This is a genomic window from Paenibacillus sp. J22P90, from assembly GCF_059692195.1.
Genome location: NZ_JCAUAY010000003.1, coordinates 654,742 through 678,806, shown reverse-complemented (window position 1 = coordinate 678,806; position 24,065 = coordinate 654,742). Strand labels below are relative to the sequence as shown.

Sequence of the window (24,065 nt, the reverse complement as noted above, 5' to 3'; positions counted from 1 at the left end):
TCTTGAAGGAGTGTTTCTATTTAGCGATTGGGAGGTTTATTTTATGATAAGAATTGAGAAAATTAAAGTACAGAACTTTAGAAAGTTCCGCAATGCGGACTTTAATATGAATAAATTACTGACAACAATCGCAGGGGCGAATAATGCAGGAAAAACATCGATCGTTGAGTTAATGTCAAATATTTTTAATTCGGGACGATCATTGACAGTAGAGGATATAAACTATAACGCACGCAAAGAGGATTTAGATGCTCTACAATTAATTGTTAGTGATGCAAACACATCAGTAGATGAAAAGCTTGATAGATTAATTAAAGCCTATAACGATTCTAACAAGATTATTGTATTTATTAGTATCCAATATGATGAGGATGATCAATTAAATTTGTTTTCTAAGTTTTTATCAGATTATGATGTGACGAAAAAAAATTACTACTTTATTGTTGAGTACGGATATAAAAAATCTAAAATTAAAGAGATAGAAGATGTTATCCAAAAAAAGAAAGGTCTCGAGGAATTATTTTCCTCATTAGAAACCTCTATTTATTATTGCAACGAAAATGGTGAAGATAGAATATTAATCAATAATAAGGATGAATTCTATAATTTATTTAATTATCACTGTGTATATGCTTTAAGAAAGTTGTCTGATACTTCGGATGAGAAGCAAAATTATTTAAGTAAGCACTTACTGAAAACTGTAAAAAATGATGAAAGTTGGAGAACTGGGCTAGATGAATTGATAGTCGAGATTAACCATTTACTAATAGATAAAAAATTATCTAGTAAAATTGATGAATTAACAATAGATTACGTTAAGAAAACCTTAGAAGATTTTTCTAAGACTAATGGAGGAAATACAGGTAGGCTTGGTATTGATTTTAAATTAGAGAAACAAGATATTGAAAAAGTTATTTTAGAGTTCACGAAAATATATTTTGAGCAAGAAGGTGGAGGAAGAATAAAAGAACAAAAACAAGGGCTTGGCTATAGTAATTTAATATTTTTATTGCTTGAGACACAAATATTTAGAGAAAAAATTGACAACGCTAAAGTTAATTTATTAGTTTTCGAGGAACCTGAAGCTCACTTGCATCCCCAAATGGAAAATATTTTTATTCAACACCTTAACCGTGTGAATACTTCAGAATATTTTCAACGAAAAGATAAATCGCAACTGCTATCTTTCCCGAAAATGACCGATGATGGAAAAGTTGGTTTCTACAGAGATAGCTATAGTGAAGTTGCTGCAGCTTCTTTGCATGATATTGAAGTTCAGGATAAGTCTGGATTATTTCAATTATTTATTACAACTCATTCAAGTGAAATGGCAAAATCAATCAATTTATCAAGTATCAGAGTAATAAGGCCTATTAATCATATTGAATCTTTTGTTTTTGATTTAGAAGAATTTCTCTTGAAATTAGAGCCTGATGAAACAAAATTCTACATTAAATTTTTTCAATTCAATATGATTGAAATGGTATTTGCAGATAAGCTTATATTATTTGAAGGTGATGTAGAGAGACTTTTTTTAAAGTATCTAGTCGCTAGTGATCAGAAATACAGAATACTCGCTTCTCAATACATTTCATATATACAAGTTGGAGGTGCATATGCTTATAGCTACTTAAAACTTATTAATTTCTTGAAAATAAAAACTCTTATATTAAGTGATATAGATTACGAATACGATGCAAATGATTTAATGAAAGAACCACTCGATTTAATAAAGGAAGTTCTTGAGAGGGAGGTTTCAAACCAAACAATTATTAAAATAACGGGCGTAAGTAAAGTGAAAGATATTTTCAACTTTCAAATTAAGACTAAAGGTTTAATTGAATCTAACTTGGTTTCTATAAAGTTTCAAACTTATAAAGATGGTTACGCGCGAACTTTAGAGGATGCAATACTGAATAGATTATTTGATATAAGTACAGTTTTTAATAAAATATCAAAAATTGAATTTAACTCTCTACTACAAGATCACAATTTACAATTAGCTGGGCCTAAAGGCGCCCAAACAACAATTAGGGACCGGATTGATAAATTGAAACAAAAAACAGATTTCATGTACTCACTGATTGAGAGTGATCATATAAAAGAAGCAGTTCCTAAATATATAGAGGAGGGATTAGTTTGGCTGCAGGGATAAGTTTTAATCAATCATTCACTCTATTAAATGCACCTGCAGGAAGTGGAAAGACAACTGCCATATCCAACAGTATTAAGAACTTAATTCAAACATCAGAAAAAAAAATTTTATGTATTACCTTTACAAATAGAGCCACTGAACAACTGAAGATAAAAGTTGATGATGAACATGCAGAGATTAGTACCATCCACTCTTTTATTTCTAATTTAATGGCTCCCTTCTTAAAAAAGAAAGGAATTGTAGCGTATTATGGTGATGTTTTCGGTCAGAAGATAGACGGGATTTTGAGAAGTGATCAGACTCAAGATTTAGAGCGAATCGAAAAATATAAAATTCGTAAATATATTGATCCAGAAGTATTAATAAATAGAGAAATTGTCATTGAGAATATGAGCGAAATATATTACAGTGAAACGCAATTTTCTTCCTACTTATATGGAGGTTTGTCACATGATGATTTACTATTTTTTTCAAGAGAAGTTTTGCGGGATTTCCCAAAATTAAATACATTGATTTCTCAAAAATACTCTCATGTTTTTATAGATGAATACCAAGATACTAATTCTGAAATTCTCGAATTATTCTACAATGCGACAGTCGGAACAAGTACTAAATTGGTGCTTTTAGGCGATGAAATGCAACAAATATATGCTGATAGGGTAGATGGATTTGAAGCTGTAATTGAAAACTTCTTTTTCAGAGACAATACTCTTAAAAAGAACTGGCGCTCAGATGAGCATATAGTAACAGTTTTAAATAATTTATATTTTGATAAGACTTATACCCAAGACCCAATTAAAATGGGTGGAGAAAAGCCAAAACTACATCTCGTAGCTAACCTAGATGAAGTTGAAATGCAAGAAGATGTCTTGCATTTAGTTTTGTATAATAGTGAGTTATTTGATCGGATTGGGGCAGGTAATTTATATAGAGCCTTCACTCAAAAGTACCAAACATTTGATAAATATAATCCTAAACAAGTTCTTTTAGATATGTCGATGGAAAATAATCCAGATGAATTAATAATTATTTTAATACTTATAACAGAAATTGTTTTTTTCTATAATCAGGGTAAATACGGTGAAGTATTTAAAAAAATAACGAAATTTAATTATAAGAACGAGCAGAAATGGAGAGTCACTAAACATTTAGACAAAGTAAAAATAAATGAATACATACAAGATATTAGCACCAAATTCAATGAAGATATTACTATAATTGAAATGCTCACTTATCTATATGAGAGTAATTTTTTTGATGCAAATTATATAGAAGAGATTTTGAGTACCATTGATGGAAACCTAAATTTCAAAGATAGAATTAACAAAGTGAAGTTAGTCGAATTTAAAAATTGTTATTTTGAAGCTAATAAGCAGACTATATCAACACAACATGCGGTAAAGGGAGAAGGTCATAAGTCCGTCGCACTGAAAATTTCTGATGGAGCTAATCCAAATGTTCAAATGTATTTATTTCTTGAATTGTGGTCAAGAGACTTCTTTGACTATTTAGAATTAAAAAATATAATCGGTAAAGTAAAAGAGATAAAAGAAAAGTATAATAGATTAATTGGATTTAAGCTCTCAAGTTCAAACATAAATAAAGAAACTTATCAGGCCCAAGAAACCAAGATAAAAATATTTATTGATGAGATTATTACAACCTTAGTGATTCACAATAATATATTTAAACTCATATTTCAAAATGATTTTGAAAAATATCTTAAGAGTCCAAATCCTACAAATTTCAAAAGTTGCTTAACTATGTTGAACAAGTTAGAAGGCATCAATCTTGCATACAAACTTTTCTACGTTGGATGTTCACGCGCGATGAATAAATTAGATGTATATGTTACTCAAGATAAAGTGAAGAATTATGAGAATGATTTTCTGACAAAAATGGAGTCTACCGGTTTTATTATTGCCAGATAGTAACACACTGAAATGAATTTATGCTTAAGAAAGAACCCTGATTGCTCAGGGTTCTTTCTTGTTTTCACGACAAGAAAATCCCTAAATAGCGTGCAATTAGCGTTTAAAACTATTAAATTTGAACATAATTAATTTTAATAGGTTTTTTAGGAGGGAAACAATGTATACACCGCTTATAAAAAAACGCACAGGCAGATACGGAAATAATCATTGGTTAGTCTTCAGTCCTAAGTTAAAAAGAGATGTCAATCTTTTCAGTGACCTTGAGTTTGCTAATTGGGTTCTAATTGAAACTGATCCTACCGTTGTAACATTCTGTGAGCAACCATGGAAAGCAGAGATTGAGGGGGAAAAAGCTACTTCTATTTTTGACATGTGGTATAAGCGAGCCGATGGGTCGGAAATCTTCATGGAAATTAAGTACGAGAAAGATCTGGAAGAAGAAGACGTAATAGAACAAGTAAGAATTCAAAAAACTTGGTGTGAAATAAACGAAAAAGAGCACTTAGTTCGAACAGAGAAAGAAATTAGACATAACAGGTTTTACTTAGAGAATCTAAAAGAAATGATTCCCTATGTATTAAACAGTAACAATCCTGTGGAGGTAGATCGATATAAGATCAATTCTCAACTAGTAGATGGCAAGAAAACGATAGGAGATTTAAGCAAAGTGTTGGACATTGGCTTACCGCGGCTATACGAAGCCATTTATTGCATGATTTATACTGGCGAAGTAACAGCAGATCTTGGAACTCACTACTTTGGCCTTGAGACGGAGGTATGGATAGATGAGAAGAAAGAGCTTACTTGAAAACTTGGGGATTGATGCAAGTACTGTCAATTTAGTAGAATGGCCAATTGTGGATATAGAATTATTAGATCAAATTGATAGAGATAAGTACGAACGAAGGAAGCTAGCAGTCGAAATGTATTTAGAAGATTCAGCCACTGTTACCGAAATATCCAATGTAACAAAGATTGAGAAAATGGAAATTACACGCTTTGTAAAGAGATGCCTTAAGGTTGACCAATACGGTCAAGTCTTAGGATTTAGAGGTCTTAATCCTAAGTTACACTTGAAAAGTTACGAACGTGGGGTACTTCCAAAAGATGATACATCGAACTATTCAGGCGCTTTTGAACTTTTGCTCGAAAAATACCCCGATTTACGTGAGTTAATTGATACGAAGACTCTTGGAACGGATAAGAAGGGAATGAAAATAACATATTCAGTTAAGTATCTTCATAAAAAATTGCTTGATAAGTGTAAGGAGCTCGGGATTGCAATAAATCAATATCCTAGAAATACGTTAGATGAAGGTAAAAGATCATTGGAGAGATATGTAAAAAATTTAAAGGAACGACATTTTGGAAACCAGCATGTTAACGGGGAAACTGCTGCAATGATAGCTAAGTCCGTGGGAACTGGGGAACAGAATTATGCAAATAACTTTAGACCTTATGGTCGTGTCATGTTTGATGGTCATAAAATAGATTTGATTTTAACCATTCGATACACAGATCCTGATGGGAACTGGATAACGAAAACATTAAAGAGGATATGGCTGCTTGTTATTCTAGATGTTTCAACTAAAGCAGTGCTTGGTCACTTATTATGTGTTAAATCAGAGTATTCTCAGATGGATGTTTTACAATGTATACAAAACGCTATTAATCCACATAATTCGATGAAATTTACTGTTAAGGGTTTATGTTATCCCGAAGGGGGCTCGTTCCCTTCTTCAAGTTTTCCAGAAGCTCAGTGGGCAGTTTGGAGAGAGTTTTGGATGGATAATGCAAAAGCAAATTTAGCATTGAGCGTAAAAGATAAGCTTACTAAAACGATTGGTTGTTTTATTAATGCAGGGCCTGTAAAATCTCCTCTTCGTAGGAGCTTTATTGAGAGGTTTTTCGGAATATTGGAAGAAAACGGTTATCATTTAATGCCATCAACAACTGGAAGTAATCCTAAAGATCCTAAGCGAAAGAATGCAGAAGAAATGGCTTTAAAAACGGAGATCAGTATAGAGCATCTTGAGGAATTAACAGAAGTTATGTTAGCCCAATATAATAATGAACCACATAGCGGTAATTCAGGCCTATCTCCACTAAAGGCTTTGCGAAGCAAAATTTCAAGAGGCTTCCTTCCTAGAATTTTACCTGAAAACCGCCGCCAAGAATTAGGCTTACTAATTGTAAGTAGAACTTGCACTATTCAGGGGAATTTAAAAGAAGGAAGACGGGCATATATTAATTTTGAAGGCGCTCAATATAGAAATGCAACATTGTCTCAAAGCACAGGATTAATAGGAAAGAAGATAACCATTTATATTAACATTATGGATATTCGCTCTGTAAGAGCTTTCCTCCCGAATGGAAATGAACTTGGCGCATTAAGAGTTTCAGGTAAATGGGTTATGACCCCACATTCTTTAGAAACAAGAAGAACGATCAACAAGTTATTGAGAAGCGATAAACGTAAGTTTTTTTTAGAAAGGGATGATTATGTACAAGCTTTACATGAGCACCTTGCTAGTAGTGGTAAGAAAGGGGATTTAAACAGATTAGCTCATGAACAAAGATATCAGAATATGCTAAGCCAAACAGTTCAAAAGACACAACTAATCGAGAATGAGGAATCAAAGCAGGAACAAGATATGGAACAAGATTTAGAACAAAATATGGAACAAAATAGTTCGACTGAAATAATAACTACAGGTAATGTGTCATTAAGCAATCAAGAATTACCTGATGATGACTGGCTTTCATTATTTAAACCGATATCCTTTAAAGGGGTGAAATAATATTGGAATCGTCTGATCTCAATCTTAAACTGGCTATTAAAGAAAGGCCGGTAATACCAGCTGGAACCCATCACTTGGAACTTGATAATTACTTGTTTCCTACAAATGAAATTATGAGATTATCGAAGGCTGTGGGAGAATGGATAGAAGATAGGTCACCAGGTGGAATTATACATGGGGATCAAAGGATAGGGAAGACCCATGCAGTTTCATTTTTATGCGAAATGCTTCCTATAAAGTTTGGCGATGATTTACCTGTATTCTTTGTTCCGGGAAAGCATAAAAAGAATGCAAATGAAGAAGCTTTTTATGAAATGTTATTAGTAGCAGTAAAGCATTCATTACCATATAATGGGAAGAAAAATCAAAAATTTGAACGGCTTGCTAGATTCTTACTTGAAAAGGGTGAGAATTCAAAACGTAAAATGGTTATTATGTTCATTGATGAAGCACAGTTTCTTGTTGACTCACACTACAATTGGCTAATTGATTTGTATAATTGGCTGCAACAATATCAAGTAAGACTTACAGTTATATTGGTGGGTCAGCCAGAACTTAAATTCCAGAAAAATCTTTATGTGATTGAGAAAAAGCGGCAGGTTGTTGGAAGATTTATGGTCAATGACTTCGAATTTAGAGGAGTAAAGAGTATAAGTGATATCGAAACTTGTCTCAAAGGATACGATACAATTGAGTATCCGGAAGACAGTGGATGGTCATATACAAGATATTATTTCCCTGAAGAGTATGCTAATGGTAAAAGACTAGCCCGTTGTGCTTCGGAGTTATACGAAGCTTTTATCACAGTTTGCAAAGAAAATAATATCGGTGGTAAGTTGGAAATACCGATGCAGTATTTAACTATCACGGTTAAGTATGCATTATTAAAGTATGGAGCAGATGGAAAGGAAAAGGACAAAAAAACGTGGCCAGATAAGGAGATATGGATTAATTGCGTAAGGAGGTCACGGTTCGCAGACTCGGAGGTATCGCTTTTTGGTTCAAATTAAAGTTGTTAGGACCAGTTGTCACTAAACTGTGGAAGGGAATTTAATTAAGTTGCAGAATAATGGGGATGGGGGCTGAGTATTCTGCCCTTTACTCTAGGTATAAACCAAGGTTATGTAAAAAGCGCAGAATTCCTGGCTCATTCAGGAAACCTGCGCTTTTATTATTTATTAACCGTATCAAGATAACGCTTATACTCGGAGGGAAGCATGCCTACGATCTTTTTGAACACAGCTGTGAAATGCTTAGAGCTCTGATAACCCACCATATAAGAAATTTCGTACAGTTTATGTTTATCATCGGCCAGTAGTGTTTTGGCAAGCTCTATTCGTTTTTGTATTACATAATCAATAAAATTGATTCCGGTCGTTTGCTTAAATAACTCGCTCAAATAGTTAGGATGCATATGCACATGTTCTGCCGCACCTTGTAAGGTGAGATTGTGGTTTAAATGCGTATGAATGTATTGTTTTACCCTGACAATGTGATAAGGATCAGATTGAGTGTTCATTCGTATAATCTGATTCAATACTTCCTGGGTAATCACATCAAGCTTATCTACCCAAATGTCTCTAGAAAGTGTGGCACGCTCTATTTGCAAAAGTTCAAGTATGGACGGATCCAGGACCAATTGACGAGAAAGCCCAGATTTAGCAGCGAAGTTACCTAGGCTTACAAGACGGTTAATAAATTGTTCCCTCCATAGTTCAGGTTGATTGGGGGGGAAGCTGTTTGAAATGAGCTCGAAGATTCGCGGATGCTCTCCTTGTTGCAGAGCTACCATCCATTCTACTTCGTTGGAATCAGAGGATGTAGTTTGAAATTTGATCTCTAGGATGGCCTGCTGCCAGAATAATCGCAATTGATGAAACTCCTGAAAGATTGGGGCGCTACCTGTAATAATGTTTAAACGAGTATATTCCCGCGTAAAGCTTATCAGTTGCTCCCTGAACTGATTCATTCGTTCTTGTAACGCAATAACGTCCTGTGACCAAAGAAGCACCAGAATCGTACCATCTTCAGTTCGAGTAATCTTGCCATGCTCCCCGGCAAGCTCTTGCGACGTTTTCAACAAAAAGTACAAATACGATGTTCGATCTCCGGTGGTAAAATCAGACTTGTGGTGTACAGCGGTTATCGCAAAATGCATGTCTTTCGTAGGAAACCCAAGTTTTCGAAGTTGCTCCTCACAAAATTCAGGCGTATAGCTGCTTCCTTGCAGTAAATGATGAACCCAAAATTCGCTTAATTGCTGGTTCTGCTCGCTTTCCTCCAATTTTTCTTGAAACACAGCCAGAACCTGATCTTCTATTTGTTTCAACTTCTCAATAAGAAGTGGTTCCTCAACTGGCTTGGTCAAGTAATCAAAAGCTCCCATCACCAACATTTGACGCACGTAAGCGTAATCCGAAAAACCGCTCAGCGCCAACACGATCGGAGGATCCTCCTCTTGTTTTAACACTGAAAATAGTTCAATACCATTCATAATAGGCATAGAAATATCGGTAAGTACAAGATCAGGCTTAGAGCTTCGGATTATCTCTAATGCTTCCTTCCCATTTGGCGCATCTCCCGCGATTAACCAATGTGGCGCAATTCTGCGTATTAATGTTTTTAGGCCTTTTCGTATCAGAGGCTCGTCATCTACAATGACCATTCGAAATGTATTCATCGCCTATGCACCTCCATCCTGCTCGTTTCGTGGTGATTTGTCTAGGGGAAGCTTGCACATCACAGATGTTCCTTCGCCCTCCACACTGTGTATCGATAGTCCGTACTCTTTTCCATAGGATAAAAGGATGCGACGCTGGACATTTAATAATCCAATACCCGAGTCATCTGAATAATTTAATGCCAATTGTATTTTGCCTCTAAGTTCATCTAATTGTGTGAAAGGGATTCCAACCCCGTCATCTGACACATGAATACACATAGTAGAATCAGCTTCATTCTTAATAATTCGTATTTGAAGCAAGCCCGAACGCGATAACGGCCGCAAACCGTGCAAGATGCTGTTTTCAACTATAGGTTGAATGATGAGAGCGTGAACCTCTATTTCTTTTATTGACTCCTCACATTCAATTTGTATCTGAGGAGTATAGGATAGGCGAACCGATTGCAAATATAAGTAGTTTCGTACGTAATCCAATTCTTGTTCCAAAGTTACCCAACTTCGTTGTTGCATATTTACTTTAAGTAATTTGCCGAGTGAAGCAATCATTTTAACCGTATCTGGATTGCCTTCTGCTTCTGCCGTCATCCGGATCGTCTCCAATGTGTTGAAAAGAAAATGCGGATTGATCTGACTCTGTAATGCTGAGAATTGAGCATCGCGTTGACGGAGTTCAGCTATATAAGTGCGATCGATCAATGCCTTGATACGGGCCAGCATATGATTAAAACTATTACCGAGATCATAAATTTCATCTCGTGCTTTTGTTTGAAAGCGCAGGTTAAATTGCCCAGACTCCGCTTTTTTCATAAGTCGTTGTAATTGTTCTAGCGGTTGTGTGATTTTTCGTGAAAGCCATCCGGAAAAGAGAATGGCGATCAGCATCGAGCTGATCATAATTAATGCCGAAATAAATACAATTTCTTTCTGGTTCGAGACCGATTTTATTGGAATGCCAAGTTTGAACTTCCATGGCACTGCATCCAGCTGTGTTTCTGCTAGCAGCCACTGATTAGAGGCACGATTTGGAGAAGTTTGAGTAATTTCACCCTCAATAGTAGAGTAAATAACTTTATTCTCTTCGTTAACAATGGTAATGAAAGAATTGTCTCCGATCTTCACATTGCGAAGCATGTTTTCTATTTTAGACAGTTTGACATCAAGGACAAGCAAACCGTATGGCTGATCAGATTCCACAATATTTAACTGTCTGAGTATAGAGAAGATCGGAAACGAGTCGGCTCCGTTTGACGAGTTGACAAGAAAAGTATCCGAGACGACTTGCAAACCATTAGCTTTCCGTGCTTCGCTGAATGCGATTGTCGATGAAGGGGAATAGATATACCGCCGATCTCTTTGGTATAAGCTGATAATATCGTTATAACGATCAAAAAGGTGTACGGCGGCTACATCTTCCGGGTTCGGGTACAAGTACGTATTTCGGATATAATTCTCCAAACGCAGCGTTTCATAAGGATTTAGATCGTTAAGATGTCTGCCCGAGATAAGCTTTTCTATTTGATCACGGTCATAAAGTGGTCGCATGGTGACGGAAACCAAATTGCTCAAATAGGTATCTAAATTAACACCAAGCTGAATGGCTAGCTCATCCATCGTTCGTGACATATTACGCTTCGTATCTGACAGATGTACTCGATAATGGCTGTAGGTAATAATGGTAATTAAAATGATAATCATCAGTGTATAGGAAATGTTGAGTTTTTGTTTGAATGTCAATACCATCAATTTCCCTCCGTCACGTTCTACTACTAATATAAGGCAACCCTTGCTATCCTAAAAGCGGGAATTATTAGATAACCTGAAGAATCCATCCCATTCCGAGAAAAATGCCGCTTCAAGGAGATAAAACTTCGTGCAACAATAATCTTGTAAATACTTATACATTACCGCTTAGGGGGAATCAAGTTGAAAAAGAGATTAGCAATTGGATTGACTTTAACAGCTATGTTAGCCTTGACTGCTTGTGGAGCGAAATCAGATGACACAACTGCTACACCAGCGGCATCAGCAGCCGCTAATAAAGCGAAGGAAGTGGCGCTAAAAGTTTCATTAACTGCGCAGGATATGGCTGGTATGGAAACATTGGCTAAGAAATATGAGAGCCAAAATCCTGGCGTCAAAATTTCGGTAGATCGGGCACCAGATGATCAGTTTAAACAATCCCTTGGTGCACATCTTGCTGCAAAGGATGCACCTGATTTATTCCTTCAATGGCCAGGTATCAGTTCCGTTGGAATCAGCATTAATGCAGGTTATTTAGCTGATTTAAGCGATGTAAAGCCACTCACAAACATTGATAAAGGTTTGCTTCAAAGCTTCAGCAAAGATGGAAAAGTATATGGGATACCATGGAGTAAGAATTACCTCGGCATGTTCTATAACAAAGATCTCTTTGAAAAAAATAATATTAAGGTACCGACAAACTGGGATGAGTTTTTAGCAGTAAATGAGAAGCTGAAGACAGCGGGAGTGACACCAATCGCGCTTGCAGGTAAGGAGACTTGGGTGGTGCAACTTCCTTGGTACGCATTGGCTCCTTCACAGGTGTATGCGAAGGAATCGGATTGGGATCAAAAGCGGTTTAACAGTCAAGCTAAATTTGCAACGTCAGAAACATGGAAATCAGTATCAGATCAATATAAGCAACTTTTGGATAAAGGATATTTTGGTAAAGATGCTCTCGGTATCTCATACGAGGCTGCGAAGGCATCCTTCTCAGCTGGGAAAGCAGGTATGATTATTGACGGCAACTGGTCAATCGGTGGATATGAAGAGATTGCGAAAAAGTCAAATTTGAAAATTGGTATGTTTGCACTACCAGGCAATAAAGCTGGAGAAAAAACTTGGTTAGCTGCAGCGCCTTCTACCGGACTTGCCTTATGGTCAGGAAGTAAGAATCAGGAAGAAGCTAAGAAGTTTTTAGCGTTTGTATACGCAGATGAGAACAATGCTGAACTTATCGGAGCAGGCCAATTCTCTACCCTAAAAACCATTAAAGCAGCCAAATCAGAAATTACAGCAGATATTGCAGATAATGTACAGAACGCTCCTGCGTATCAGTTCCTTGATGTAGGTTGGCCTAAGGGACCTCAAGAGGATGCACTTCAACGCGAGACACAAGCAGTCCTTGGAGGCGCAAGTTCGTTCCTGAAAGTACTTGAAATTGCAGACCAAGCTTGGGATAAAGGTGCAGCAAGTTTAAAAAAATAATGGAGCATAATTAGGGGGATTCGCGTCTCCCTTCTTTTTTAGAAATACACTGAATACGTGAGGTTGGAAAGAAGGTAGTACAAGTGATCTCTAAAACAAACTTACATCGGGTTCCATATATTTTTGCTTTGCCAGCTTTATTGTTATATGTCTTTTTTTTCGTATATCCGAGCATTCAAAGCTTCTACTACGCTATGACAGACTGGAACGGAATTAATCCTTCATTTCATTTCGTGGGATTTGAAAATTTCACCAAACTTATAGATGACACCAGGTTCCGAGCGGCTTTTCAGAATACGCTCCTTTATGCTGTAGGATTAACATTTGGACAGAGTATCTTGGGGCTACTACTTGCTCTTCTGGTGCAGAGTGGGCTAAAAGGACAAAGCCTGTTTCGTTCAATTTTTTTCAGTCCACAGATTATGAGTTTGCTGGCAATTGGCTATATCTGGGCTTATATCTATGATCCTGGTACAGGCAGTTTAAATACAATTTTGAATCAATTAGGGTTATCAGCATTTACGGTTAATTGGCTAGGAGATATGCAGGCAGCGATTTGGTCTGTGATTGTAGTGAGTATTTGGCAGGGGGCAGGGTGGTGTATGATTATCTATCTGGCTAATATGCAATCTATACCTAAAGAGCTCTATGAAGCAGCTTCAATAGATGGAGCTGGAGTCATAAGGCAATTTCGTAACGTGACTTTTCCTCTTTTGGGTCCGGCTATCACTATTACGATCGTTACAGGGATGATTGTTGGTCTCAAGGCATTTGATCTAATAATGGCAATGACTAAAGGTGGACCTGGATTTGTTACAGAAAGTATCAGCACGGTAATGTATGACACTGCCTTTAACCGGAATTTGTTCGGTGAAGCACAAGCCATGGGCGTCGTTATGTTCATCATTATTTTTGCAATAACAATTATCCAATTTACCTTCTTAAAGAAGAGGGAGGTAGAAGTGTAGTGAACTTGCCTTTACGCGGTATAAAAAGTGCTCAATTCATTTTAGTTGCATTCTTTTCTATTATTTACTTATACCCTATTTATATGCTAGTTGTGTTCTCTCTAAAGAGCAATGAAAACATGTTTCTGAGCGCATTTGGTCTTAGTGGAGGATTTCAAGTAAGTAACTATGTTGAAGCTTGGAAGAAATCACATTTCGAGTTAGCTCTCTTGAATAGCAGCATAATTAGTATTGTCGCTGTAACTTTAATGATTTTATTGGGGGCTATGGCCTCCTATCCGCTTGCTCGGCGTCGCGATCGTATGTCCTATCTACTTAAATTGTTTTTTATCGCGGGGATGATTGTTCCCATGCAGCTTAATTTGGTTCCCTTGTTCAAAATGATGAGCAGCTTGCATTTGAATCATTCTCAAATCGGGGTCATACTTTTGTATATCTCCTTTGGATTGCCGCTAACGATTTTCTTACTTACCGGTTTTATGCAATCATTACCGATTGAGTTGGAAGAATCCGCTCAGATTGATGGCGCAACTCGAGGCGGAATCTTTTTTAAAGTACTTATACCATTGCTAAAACCGATTACAACGAGCGTTTTCATTTTGCAGTTCCTTACAATTTGGAATGATTTCTTCCTTCCAGTCGTGTTCCTAAATACAGACCGACTAAGAACGGTTCAAGTAGCGATATATTCATTTGCTGGTCGGTACAACAATGACTGGGCACATATGTTTCCGATGATTGTCATAAGCATTGCACCTGTTATGCTGCTTTATATTTTCTTACAACGATATATTATTGCCGGTATCATGTCGGGTGCTGTAAAAGGTTAATTAATCGTATGAGAATCAATTTAGTTGAACTGAGGTTGTCTCAGAGGCTCTAAAAGGCTTTCGAGACAACTTTTTTCATTTGTATTTTTAATAACGTAGGAATAAACATTAGCAAAAGATTGGAGCACAAATATGATTCCTTCATGGCAAAAGATAAAGGTAGAACAGGAACCGAGAACTCAGTATTATATAGAACCTTCTCGAATCGTATGGGAAACAGCAAATCCGAATTCTGAAATTGTTGGTTCTGAGCTTCTTCTGTTAGGACGAGACGGACAATCTGTACACGATTCGTCATTGAAGCAGGCGTGCACCTTAAAAAATGAGGGAGCCATTCCAAGTATTTTGATTGATTTCGGGGTGGAGCTTCATGGAGGGGTGCAGATCTGTATTGGTGTTGGTAATAACACAGCCGCTAGATCTGCCAAAATGCGAGTTCGGTTTGGCGAATCCGTCATGGAAGCAATGAGTGAGCTTGGAGGAGCCACGAATGCTACGAACGATCATGCCGTTAGGGATAGTGTTTTAGATCTCAGTTACATGGGGGCAGAAAAAGTCGGGAATACCGGCTTTCGGTTTGTTCGGATAGACTTCTTGGATGAAGGACATTTCGTTCAACTATTTAGTGTCCGAGCCGTAGCAGTTGTGCACGAGGTAGACTATAAGGGGAGTTTTCGCTGCAATGACGATCTCCTGAATCGCATTTGGGACACAGGAGCATATACTGTCCATCTAAATATGCAGGATTATTTGTGGGATGGCATTAAGAGAGATCGGCTTGTCTGGACGGGCGATATGCACCCTGAAGTCTCTACACTTCAATCTGTATTCGGATATCACGCTGTTGTACCGAAGAGTCTGGATTTCATTAGGGATGATTATCCGCTGCCAGAGTGGATGACAACATTTCCGACTTATTCCATTTGGTGGATTTTGGTGCATCATGACTGGTATATGCATAACGGTGATCTAGATTATTTATTAGAGCAGAAGCCTTACATGACAGGTTTGCTACGCCAGCTAACCAAGTGTGTCCGGGAAGACGGTACCGTAGATATTCCGAATCCATTCCTGGATTGGCCTTCTTCGACGAACCCTGAAGGAGTCGACGCTGGGGCTCATGCTTTGTTCATTTGGTGTATGGAAGCAGGTGCAAAGCTGTGTGGATTGATGGATGACCATGAAACGGCAGAGATATGTAAATGGACCAGTGCGAAGCTACGAAAGGTCTTTAAAGATCATAATGGAAGTAAACAGGCTGCCTCTTTATTGGCTTTAGTTGGACAACTTGATCCCAAGCAAGTTAACGACGAAGTAATTGCTCCAAATTCACCCAAGGGCTATTCGACTTTTTATGGTTACTACATTTTGAAGGCACGCGGGGAAGCTGGAGATATTAAGGGCAGTCTTGATAGTATTCGGACCTATTGGGGAGGTATGTTGTCTTTGGGGGCGACTACCTTCTGGGAGGATTTCGATATTGATTGGTTAAATAACGCGGCACGCATCGACGAAATGACACCTGAAGGGAAGGTGGATGTACATGGCTCATATGGCGGGTATTGTTACCAAGGCTATCGTCACAGTCTGTGTCATGGTTGGGCCTCTGGACCGACGGCATGGTTATCTGAGTACGTGCTGGGAATACGTATAGTAGAACCGGGCTGTCGTGTAATCCGAGTAGCTCCACAGCTAGGTGACTTGGAGTGGGCAGAAGGAACATTTCCAACCCCGCATGGCATTGTTCGAGTGAAGCATACAAGACAGGCAGATGGCACTGTACAATCGGATATTGAAGCGCCAGTGGGGACGAGGGTCCTGATGGTGTAATTTAATAATATCAAAAAAGAATGAAGTGGCTGAAGCTTCATTCTTTTTTGTCTAAACATAAAAATCACACATCGCATTTCCAAACTGAACTTATTTTTTTCTCAATTCATCGATTTTAAATGAACATTATGGTGTTAGTAGGATTTAAAGCTCATTATGAATTTGATTAATCGGAATTCGAATCTGAATTGATGTTCCCCATCCCGGCTTGCTCAATAATCGGATTCCGAATGTTTCCTCATAGGTTAACTTCAAGCGTTTGTTAGTGTTGTATAAACCGATGTGCTCTGTACGAACATCAGAAGAGAGTTTCTCTGGATCATCACTCATGTAATCATCATGCTGCAACATGTAGGTAAGTTCCTTTAATCTTGCTTTCGTCATGCCAATTCCATTATCAATAACATGTATAAGAATAACTGACTTCAGATGTCTTGTTCTGATTTTAATTGTACTTTTACCTCTCTTTTCTTTAATTCCGTGATAAATACTGTTTTCGACCAATGGCTGGAGGAAAAGTTTAGGTACGAAGTATCGCCGTGTACTGTCCTCTACATCCCAAATCACGTCAAATTTGTCCTTATACCGGATCTGTTGAATTTCGAAGTAGATTTGAATATATTGAAGCTCTTTATCTAGAATGACCTTCTGTTGCGGGCTGCTAAGTGCATATTTCAAAATATCACCTAAATGTTCGATCATGGCGCTCGCATCGTTGGGTTTGCCAGTGATTGCGATTGTTTTCCAATATATATTTTCTAGTGTATTAGAAATAAAATGAGGGTTGATTTGGGATTGAAGTGCAAGCATCTCCATAAAGCGCAAACGGTAGCTGCGTTCGGATAACTGAATCTTCAAATAGCTTTGTTCGATAAAAGTTTTAATGGTGCTTTGTAGAATAAACCCATATTCATCGATAACTTTGGATTGGATTTCGGGAATAGGTTTTCCCTGCTCCGCAGACCTGAATATGGATATAATATTTCTCAAACTGTTGAAATTTCGCTTGGTAAGCACATAAGTGATAGCTATACCTATAAAAAATGAAACTGCAAGAAGAGCAAATGTAATACGACTTAACTGCTCTGGTAATTGATAAAGTATGCTTTGCGGGACTAAAGAAATATAGTGAAGTCCTTTGCTATCCGACTGGAGATGGGAAACTGTATATGTTTTGTTATCCATTGAAATCTTCGATATTTCAGATGAGTTCATAATATGTGCCAAATCCAATTGACCGGAAAAAGATTGTGGCATATTGATTTGAAAAAGTAATTGTTGATTTTTATCGGATATAAGTAAGATTTGATCTTGAGACACTTGACTGCGAAGCATATTCTCCACATAGTCAGGCAAAATATTAAGAACGATGACACCGCTTTCGGTACGTGCACCAGAGGCATAAAGTTTGCGATAAATAGATACAACTCGTTTTTTTTCAACTCCGTACTGGTCGATCATTCTTTCCTCCAGCCACGAAGTAGCGTCATTTGCCCGATTCTCGTTATAGGATGCATACCAGCCTTGGTCGTAAAATTGGTTTAAATCTGTAATTCCTTTTGTGGTTGTTAATAAACGTTGCGCCGGGTTATCGTAGTAGACATAAATTGAATGGATAAAAGGGCGGGCATGCGCTGGTGCAGCGGCAAAGCTGCTTATTAAATCAATTGCGGCAGATTGTTCATAGGAAAAACTGTTTGTATTCAATACTTCCTTGAGCCAGTAAGCAATACTGGTTGTCGTTTGGAAACTAATGGACAAGGTATCCATTTCGTTCATGATGAGTTCTACATTGTTTTTCGTCTGAAGAAGCAGATTCAAATTTTTCTGGTTAATATCTTCTTTGACGAAATGTTGGGTGATCAAAATGGCAAACGAACCTAAAATCAGAATGGGTACAAGTAATGGAAATAAGAAGAAAAACAGATTCTTGATCATGTATTTGCGCTTCAACAAACTTCTCATCTAAATCTCCTCGATGCCATTGCGGTATTCACGCGGGCTTTTTCCGTAATAAGATTTAAACGACTTCGAAAAATTTTTTGGATTGCTGTAGCCAACCAGTTCACTGATCTGGTAGGTCTTATAGGTGGGATCAGCTAAATACTGAGCAGCCTTCTGCATTTTGATCATATTCATATAGTCGGAAAAGTGTTGTCCAGTTTTTTTCTTAAAATATGTGCTTACATAGTAAGGGTTCATGTGAGTGATGCGGGCGATGTCCTTCAGCGTAACGTTTTGGAAATGTTCTTGAACATAAACCTTTATTTTTGCAATCAGCACATCGCTGCTCTCTTCTGCTCCAGACTGTATAGTTGTGACAGTCGGTTTCGCTTCACGATCCAGTTCTTCTTTAATTTTCCCGAACACCTCAGAAAGTTCTTTGTATTTGGTAGGCTTCAAAATATAGTCCTTGGCACCGTAAATCAAGGCTTCTTTCACAAACTCGAATTCTTTGTGACCCGATAAGAAGACAATCTTTGTTGGATCTTGCCTTTGATGAAGTTCGCGAGCCAATTCAAGTCCGGATTTAATCGGCATCTTAATATCACAGAGCATTACGTCAACTGGTGTGTGCGCTATAAATATAAGCGCATCTGCACCGTTTTCCGCTTCTCCAGCAACAGTGAACCCAAGTTCATCCCATGGAAAATACTGACTAATCCCATGCCGAATCTCGTATTCATCATCAACAATTAGCAATTTATACATGTGCGATCCTCACCTTATGAATAGAATGTTTCTGTGGGTTCATTATACCAAATCTAAGATACCAAATTAATGAAGGTTCTTAAAATAGGGATCCCTTTCTTAAAATAGCATCCCATTTTTCAACAATTTCCAACAAAATCCATGAAATGAAGAGCCCTAAATCTATAATGCGATACATAGCGAAAGAAATCGGGATAGGATAAGTTTAGAGTGTAAGAAAAACATATGTAAAGGGGATTGCAAGATGGTAAAAAATAAAAGTCTGATCGGCGCTATGTGTTCGGTTGCTGTCATGTCTTCGTTAGTTTTAAGTGCATGCGGAAAAACGGAAGAGAAACCAGCAAGTACTGCAAGTGCAGCAAGTACGGCAAGTGCTGCAAGCGCAAAACCTACGGGTCCAGTTACACTTCGTTTTTCCTGGTGGGGAAGTGACGGCCGGCATAAAGCAACATTGGCAGCACTAGACAAATATATGCAGCTCAATCCTAATGTCAAAGTCGAAGCGGAATACGGCGGGTTTGACGGCTATGAGCAGAAATTGAAAACCCAATTAGCCGGTGGGACGGCGCCAGATCTTATCCAAGTTGATAAACCATGGCTTTACGATTTGACTCAACAAGGCGATGTCTTCGTAGACTTGAACACCATGAAAGATACCGTGGACATTTCACAATTTGATCCAAAGTTTCTGACTGATAACGCGACTGTTCAGAACAAGCTTGTTGGATTGCCAACAGGTGTTATTGGAACGGTTCTTATCTACAATAAAGATTTCTTACAAAAGTATGGGATTCCAGAAGACACCAAGTGGAACTGGGACAATTTGTTGGAGTACGGTAAAAAAGTGCATGACCAGAGCAGCGGCAAAGATTATTTATTGAATCTTGATCCGAGCCTGAGTTCGGATTTTATCCGATATTTTATCACACAAAAAACTGGCGGCCAGTTTGTGAAGGACGATTATACGCTTGGTTTTGACAAGTCCGTTGCCCTAGATGGGATTAATTACATTAAGAAATACTTAGATGCTGGTGTGATCCAGCCGTTCGAGGAGTCCAATGCTTTCCTATCCAAGATCGAACAAAATCCGAAATGGGTTAAAGGTGAAGTGGGTATGACGATGAATTTCACTTCCAATATCCCAGTCATGAAGAAAGATGTTCCTTTCCAAACAGATGTAACGGCCTTTATCAACGCTACGGATTCCAAACAAACAGCCGTAGAAGTTCGTCCAGCGCAACTGTTCTCTGTCAGCAAAACTTCTAAAAATTCAAAGGAAGCCGCGAAATTATTGAACTGGCTCCTAAATGATAAAGAAGCTGCAGCGATTCTAACAGATGTTCGTGGTACCCCGGTTTCTAAATCATTCATACAAGTGTTGATCGACAGCGGCAAACTAGATAAAGCGATTGCGAAAGGAACAGACATCGCGTTAAAGACAGCTGGAGTTCCAGTAAACGGAATTAGCGGCAACGCCGAACTGAGCAAAATCCGCCTAGATAACATTCAAAAAGTAGCCTATAAGAAATTAACGCCAGATCAAGCGGCAGATGAACTGGTAACAGCTTTGAATGCCAAATTGAAAGAGATTAAAGGCTCCAAATAAAGGATGAGAACTGGAGAATCAAAGAACAGGGCGGCGTTGACGCCGTCCTGCTTATTACAACACTAAATCCAACAAAAGCAAGGTGAGTGGCTCGTGAAACCAATCGCTGTAGAACGCAATGTTTCTATTACGGCAAAAAAACAACTAAAACGCCGTTTTGGGAACTATGTAGGACTGTTATATATAAGTCCTTGGATAATCGGGTTTCTGGCGTTCGAATTATACCCTTTTATTGCTTCGTTCCTATATTCCTTTACCGATCTAAATATGTTAAAGAGCCCTGGTTTTATTGGCTTGAAAAATTATACGAAGCTATTCCAGCATGACGATTTATTTTGGCAGTCGCTGAAAGTTACTTTCATTTATGTTCTACTTGCTGTCCCAACTAAAATTGCGTTTTCTTTACTTGTAGCAATTCTTCTAAATATGAAACTTAAAGGAATGAATTTTTACCGTACGATGTACTATCTGCCGTCTATTATGGGGGGAAGCGTTGCAGTTTCCATTCTCTGGAGATATTTGTTTTCAAAAGAAGGTGTTCTAAACCTATTGCTTGGGCGCCTGCATCTTGATAGCATTGATTGGCTTGGCAATCCGAACATCGCTTTATATACGATTAGCTCGCTGACAGTTTGGCAATTTGGTTCCTCCATGGTTCTTTTCTTAGCCGGACTTAAGCAAGTTCCAGGCGAGCTGTACGAAGCAGCCAAAGTGGATGGTGCATCTCGTGTTCGCATGTTTTTCCGGATTACGCTACCATTGCTTACACCGATTGTATTATTCAATCTTGTCATGCAGATGGTTAATGCCTTTCAGGATTTTACCCCAGCCATGGTGATTACAAATGGTGGGCCGCTAAATTCCACCTATCTTTACGGGATGATGATTTACCAAAATGCCTTCCAATTTTTCAAAATGGGTTATGCTTCCGCTCAATCCTGGGTGTTGTTCTTCATTATTATGGTCTTTACTTATATTACATTTAAGAGTTCATCACGTTGGGTTTATTACGAGGACGGTGGAAAAGGCTAATGAGTAACATTTCAAAAATGATGGCATACGTGCTGCTGACACTATTCGGTCTTGTCATGATCTACCCGCTGATGTGGTTATTCTCTGCAGCTTTCAGGAGCAACGCGGAAATCTTTTCCTCGGTTAGCTTAATTCCGCAACACGTGTCCTGGGACGCTTTTGTCAACGGTTGGAAAGGAACAGGTCAATATACGTTCACTACATTTTTTGCAAATTCACTGCTGCTTACAATCCCGACTGTCCTGGGTACCGTACTGTCAAGCGTCATCGTCGCATACGGCTTCGTTCGGTTTAACTTCCCGCTAAAAAAAGTGCTATTTTCCATCATGATTTCAACGTTGATGCTGCCAGGCGCGGTGATTATCATACCTCGTTACATGCTGTTCAAACAGCTCGGTTGGCTGGATAGTTATCTTCCTTTTATTATTCCAGCAATGATTGGCATATATCCGTTTTTTAACTTTATGATGATCCAATTCATGCGGGGATTGCCCAAAGAACTAGATGAATCGGCTAAAATGGACGGTTGTAACTCCTTCATGATTTTGGTCCGTATCTTGTTGCCGCTATGTAAACCAGCACTTTTCTCGGTAAGTATTATCCAATTTATGTGGACCTGGAACGAATTTTTCAATGTATTAATTTATGTAAACAGTGTGAGCAAGTTTACTTTGCAACTTGGACTAAGGCTTCGTATTGATTCTGGCGCTACAATTCCTTGGAATGAAATTATGGCTATGTCCTTAGTAACCATGCTGCCATGCGTCATTATTTTCTTCTTAGCACAAAAACATTTCGTTGAAGGTATTTCGACGACAGGATTAAAAGGGTAGTTAGAAACAAAAGGAGAAAAAAATGAACTCAAACTTGAACAAAGTATATTCAGTGGTACAGTTTGGAGCGAAAGCTGACAGTCTCACGATTAATACAGCTGCCATTCAAGAAGCCATTGATTTGGCGGCCGCAAATGGCGGTGGGATGGTTACCTTTGACAAGGGAGTGTACTTGACAGGCGCGCTTTTTGTTAAATCAGGTGTCGAGCTGCATATCCCAGAAGGTGTTGAAATTCGGGGGATTCAGGACGAGTCTGCTTATCCTGAAATGTTATCGCGCGTTGCGGGCGTAAATATAAATTGGCCCTGTGCACTGATTAATGTGTGCGATCAAAGACATGTCAAGATTAGCGGTAAAGGCGTCATTAACGGTCAAGGTGAATACTGGTGGAACAAATTCTGGGGAGAAGATCAGCAAAGCGAAATGGTGAAGGATTATACCGAAAAGGGGCTCCGCTGGGCAGTAGATTACGATTGCAAGAGACCTAGGATAATCCTTGTCCTTGACTCCGAAGATGTTCAGATAGAAAGTCTAACGTTGAAACGTTCGCCATTTTGGAATGTGCATATCTGTTATTCCAAGAACATCATCGTAGATGGCCTTTTCATTTATGATAATGAAGGACCTAGCTCAGATGGCATCGATATTGACTCCTCAAGTGATATTTTAGTGCAGAACTGCGATATTGACTGTAATGACGATAATATTTGTGTTAAATCAGGGCGGGACGCTGATGGATTACTGGTCAATCGGCCAACAGAGAGGGTGATCATTCGAGACTGTATTACCCGTTCAGGGCACGGGATGGTTACGTTTGGCAGCGAAACGTCTGGAGGAGCAAGGGATATTGAGGTCTACAATATTAAAGCATACGGAACGGATACAGGACTAAGGTTCAAATCAGCGCGAACAAGAGGCGGTATCTATGAGCGAATCTCTGTACATGATATCGAAATGGTTGATGTGCCTCATCCGTTTAGTTTTTTGCTAAACTGGTTTCCTAGTTACAGCTACACCAAAATTCCTGATCATTGGGATGGGGAGATACCGGATCATTGGTGGATTTTGACCAAATCCGTTGACCCTGAGTTAGGGATTCCTGAATTTCGTGATGTTTCCATCTGTAATGTCACAGTGAAAAATGCAGCTAATATTCAGGCTACAGCGTTGGAAGTAGAAGCTTATCTGGAAAAACCAATTCGAGATATTCATTGGAAAAATGTAGATATAGAAGCTCAGTCACTTGGGTATATCTACAACGCTAAAGATTGGACTATGGAAAATGTGGTGATTCATTCATCGGATACGTCACCTTTGCGTATTGAACAATGCACAAACGTTCAACTTCCTAGCGTTGAAAGAGTACTGGTATAAGATTTGATATTGGGAGAGATCGTATTGATTCTCCCTTTCTAGAACAAAAAATGTAAGCGCAAACAAAATTCGGTGGTA

At 38.3% G+C, this 24,065-nt stretch carries 17 protein-coding genes; 13 read left to right on the top strand and 4 right to left on the bottom strand.

Features of this window, described 5'->3' with window-relative positions; all coding sequences use genetic code 11:
* Positions 1–43: 43 nt before the first annotated feature.
* The 5 genes from AC58UX_RS13200 (at position 44) to AC58UX_RS13180 (ending at position 7,900) form a co-directional block, all read left to right on the top strand.
* Positions 44–2,155, top strand: coding sequence for an ATP-dependent nuclease (locus AC58UX_RS13200; RefSeq protein WP_497253251.1), 2,112 nt, complete (start codon positions 44–46; stop codon positions 2,153–2,155).
* Entirely contained in the window at positions 2,140–4,086 is a 1,947-nt protein-coding gene (locus tag AC58UX_RS13195) for a UvrD-helicase domain-containing protein (RefSeq protein WP_497253249.1), read from the top strand. Before AC58UX_RS13200 ends, AC58UX_RS13195 begins: the two co-directional genes overlap by 16 nt.
* A 160-nt stretch (positions 4,087–4,246) precedes the next feature.
* Positions 4,247–4,897 carry a TnsA endonuclease N-terminal domain-containing protein gene (locus tag AC58UX_RS13190; protein ID WP_497253247.1) on the top strand — a complete coding sequence of 217 codons (651 nt, stop codon included), beginning with the start codon at positions 4,247–4,249 and terminating at the stop codon, positions 4,895–4,897.
* The gene (locus tag AC58UX_RS13185) at positions 4,875–6,890 is read left to right on the top strand and encodes a TnsB C-terminal domain-containing protein (RefSeq protein ID WP_497253245.1); all 2,016 of its coding nucleotides are present in this window, start codon (positions 4,875–4,877) and stop codon (positions 6,888–6,890) included. The genes AC58UX_RS13190 and AC58UX_RS13185 overlap by 23 nt, the downstream gene beginning before the upstream one ends.
* A gap of 2 nt (positions 6,891–6,892) precedes the next feature.
* Entirely contained in the window at positions 6,893–7,900 is a 1,008-nt protein-coding gene (locus AC58UX_RS13180; protein WP_497253243.1) for an ATP-binding protein, read from the top strand.
* Positions 7,901–8,061: 161 nt separating this feature from the next.
* Here AC58UX_RS13180 and AC58UX_RS13175 read toward each other — a convergent pair whose 3' ends face one another.
* Together AC58UX_RS13175 and AC58UX_RS13170 are read right to left on the bottom strand one after the other, a co-directional pair.
* Positions 8,062–9,570, bottom strand: coding sequence for a response regulator transcription factor (locus AC58UX_RS13175; RefSeq protein ID WP_497253241.1), 1,509 nt, complete (start codon positions 9,568–9,570; stop codon positions 8,062–8,064).
* Positions 9,571–9,573: 3 nt separating this feature from the next.
* Positions 9,574–11,313 (bottom strand): sensor histidine kinase, encoded by a 1,740-nt coding sequence (locus tag AC58UX_RS13170; RefSeq protein ID WP_497253239.1) that lies wholly within the window; start codon positions 11,311–11,313, stop codon positions 9,574–9,576.
* A 183-nt stretch (positions 11,314–11,496) separates the two neighbouring features.
* On the opposite strand from AC58UX_RS13170, the gene AC58UX_RS13165 reads away from it, so the two are divergent.
* From AC58UX_RS13165 to AC58UX_RS13150, 4 genes are all read left to right on the top strand, one after another.
* Complete coding sequence (locus tag AC58UX_RS13165; RefSeq protein WP_497253237.1) at positions 11,497–12,801, top strand: ABC transporter substrate-binding protein; 1,305 nt, start codon at positions 11,497–11,499, stop codon at positions 12,799–12,801.
* Positions 12,802–12,884: 83 nt separating this feature from the next.
* On the top strand, positions 12,885–13,769 hold the full coding sequence (locus AC58UX_RS13160) for a carbohydrate ABC transporter permease (protein ID WP_497253235.1): 885 nt from the start codon (positions 12,885–12,887) through the stop codon (positions 13,767–13,769).
* Positions 13,770–13,888: 119 nt separating this feature from the next.
* Positions 13,889–14,599 (top strand): carbohydrate ABC transporter permease, encoded by a 711-nt coding sequence (locus tag AC58UX_RS13155; protein ID WP_497253233.1) that lies wholly within the window; start codon positions 13,889–13,891, stop codon positions 14,597–14,599.
* 132 nt (positions 14,600–14,731) lie between these two features.
* A complete protein-coding gene (locus AC58UX_RS13150) occupies positions 14,732–16,429 on the top strand; it encodes an alpha-L-rhamnosidase-related protein (RefSeq protein ID WP_497253231.1) in 1,698 nt (565 codons plus the stop codon).
* Between the two features lie 144 nt (positions 16,430–16,573).
* On the opposite strand, the gene AC58UX_RS13145 is transcribed toward AC58UX_RS13150, so the two are convergent.
* Both AC58UX_RS13145 and AC58UX_RS13140 read right to left on the bottom strand, forming a co-directional pair.
* Complete coding sequence (locus AC58UX_RS13145; RefSeq protein WP_497253229.1) at positions 16,574–18,394, bottom strand: sensor histidine kinase; 1,821 nt, start codon at positions 18,392–18,394, stop codon at positions 16,574–16,576.
* A complete protein-coding gene (locus tag AC58UX_RS13140; protein ID WP_497253227.1) occupies positions 18,395–19,141 on the bottom strand; it encodes a response regulator transcription factor in 747 nt (248 codons plus the stop codon).
* Positions 19,142–19,385: 244 nt separating this feature from the next.
* Between AC58UX_RS13140 and AC58UX_RS13135 the strand changes: the two genes are divergently transcribed.
* The 4 genes from AC58UX_RS13135 to AC58UX_RS13120 all read left to right on the top strand — a co-directional run bounded on the left by AC58UX_RS13135 (position 19,386) and on the right by AC58UX_RS13120 (position 23,987).
* A complete protein-coding gene (locus AC58UX_RS13135; protein WP_497253225.1) occupies positions 19,386–20,747 on the top strand; it encodes an ABC transporter substrate-binding protein in 1,362 nt (453 codons plus the stop codon).
* A gap of 93 nt (positions 20,748–20,840) precedes the next feature.
* Positions 20,841–21,779, top strand: a complete 939-nt coding sequence (locus tag AC58UX_RS13130; RefSeq protein WP_497253223.1) for a carbohydrate ABC transporter permease — start codon at positions 20,841–20,843, stop codon at positions 21,777–21,779.
* Positions 21,779–22,612: a carbohydrate ABC transporter permease gene (locus AC58UX_RS13125; RefSeq protein ID WP_497253221.1), complete on the top strand. Its 834-nt coding sequence runs from the start codon at positions 21,779–21,781 to the stop codon at positions 22,610–22,612. The genes AC58UX_RS13130 and AC58UX_RS13125 overlap by 1 nt, the downstream gene beginning before the upstream one ends.
* Before the next feature lie 22 nt (positions 22,613–22,634).
* Positions 22,635–23,987: a glycoside hydrolase family 28 protein gene (locus AC58UX_RS13120; protein ID WP_497253219.1), complete on the top strand. Its 1,353-nt coding sequence runs from the start codon at positions 22,635–22,637 to the stop codon at positions 23,985–23,987.
* The last annotated feature ends 78 nt before the right edge of the window (positions 23,988–24,065 follow it).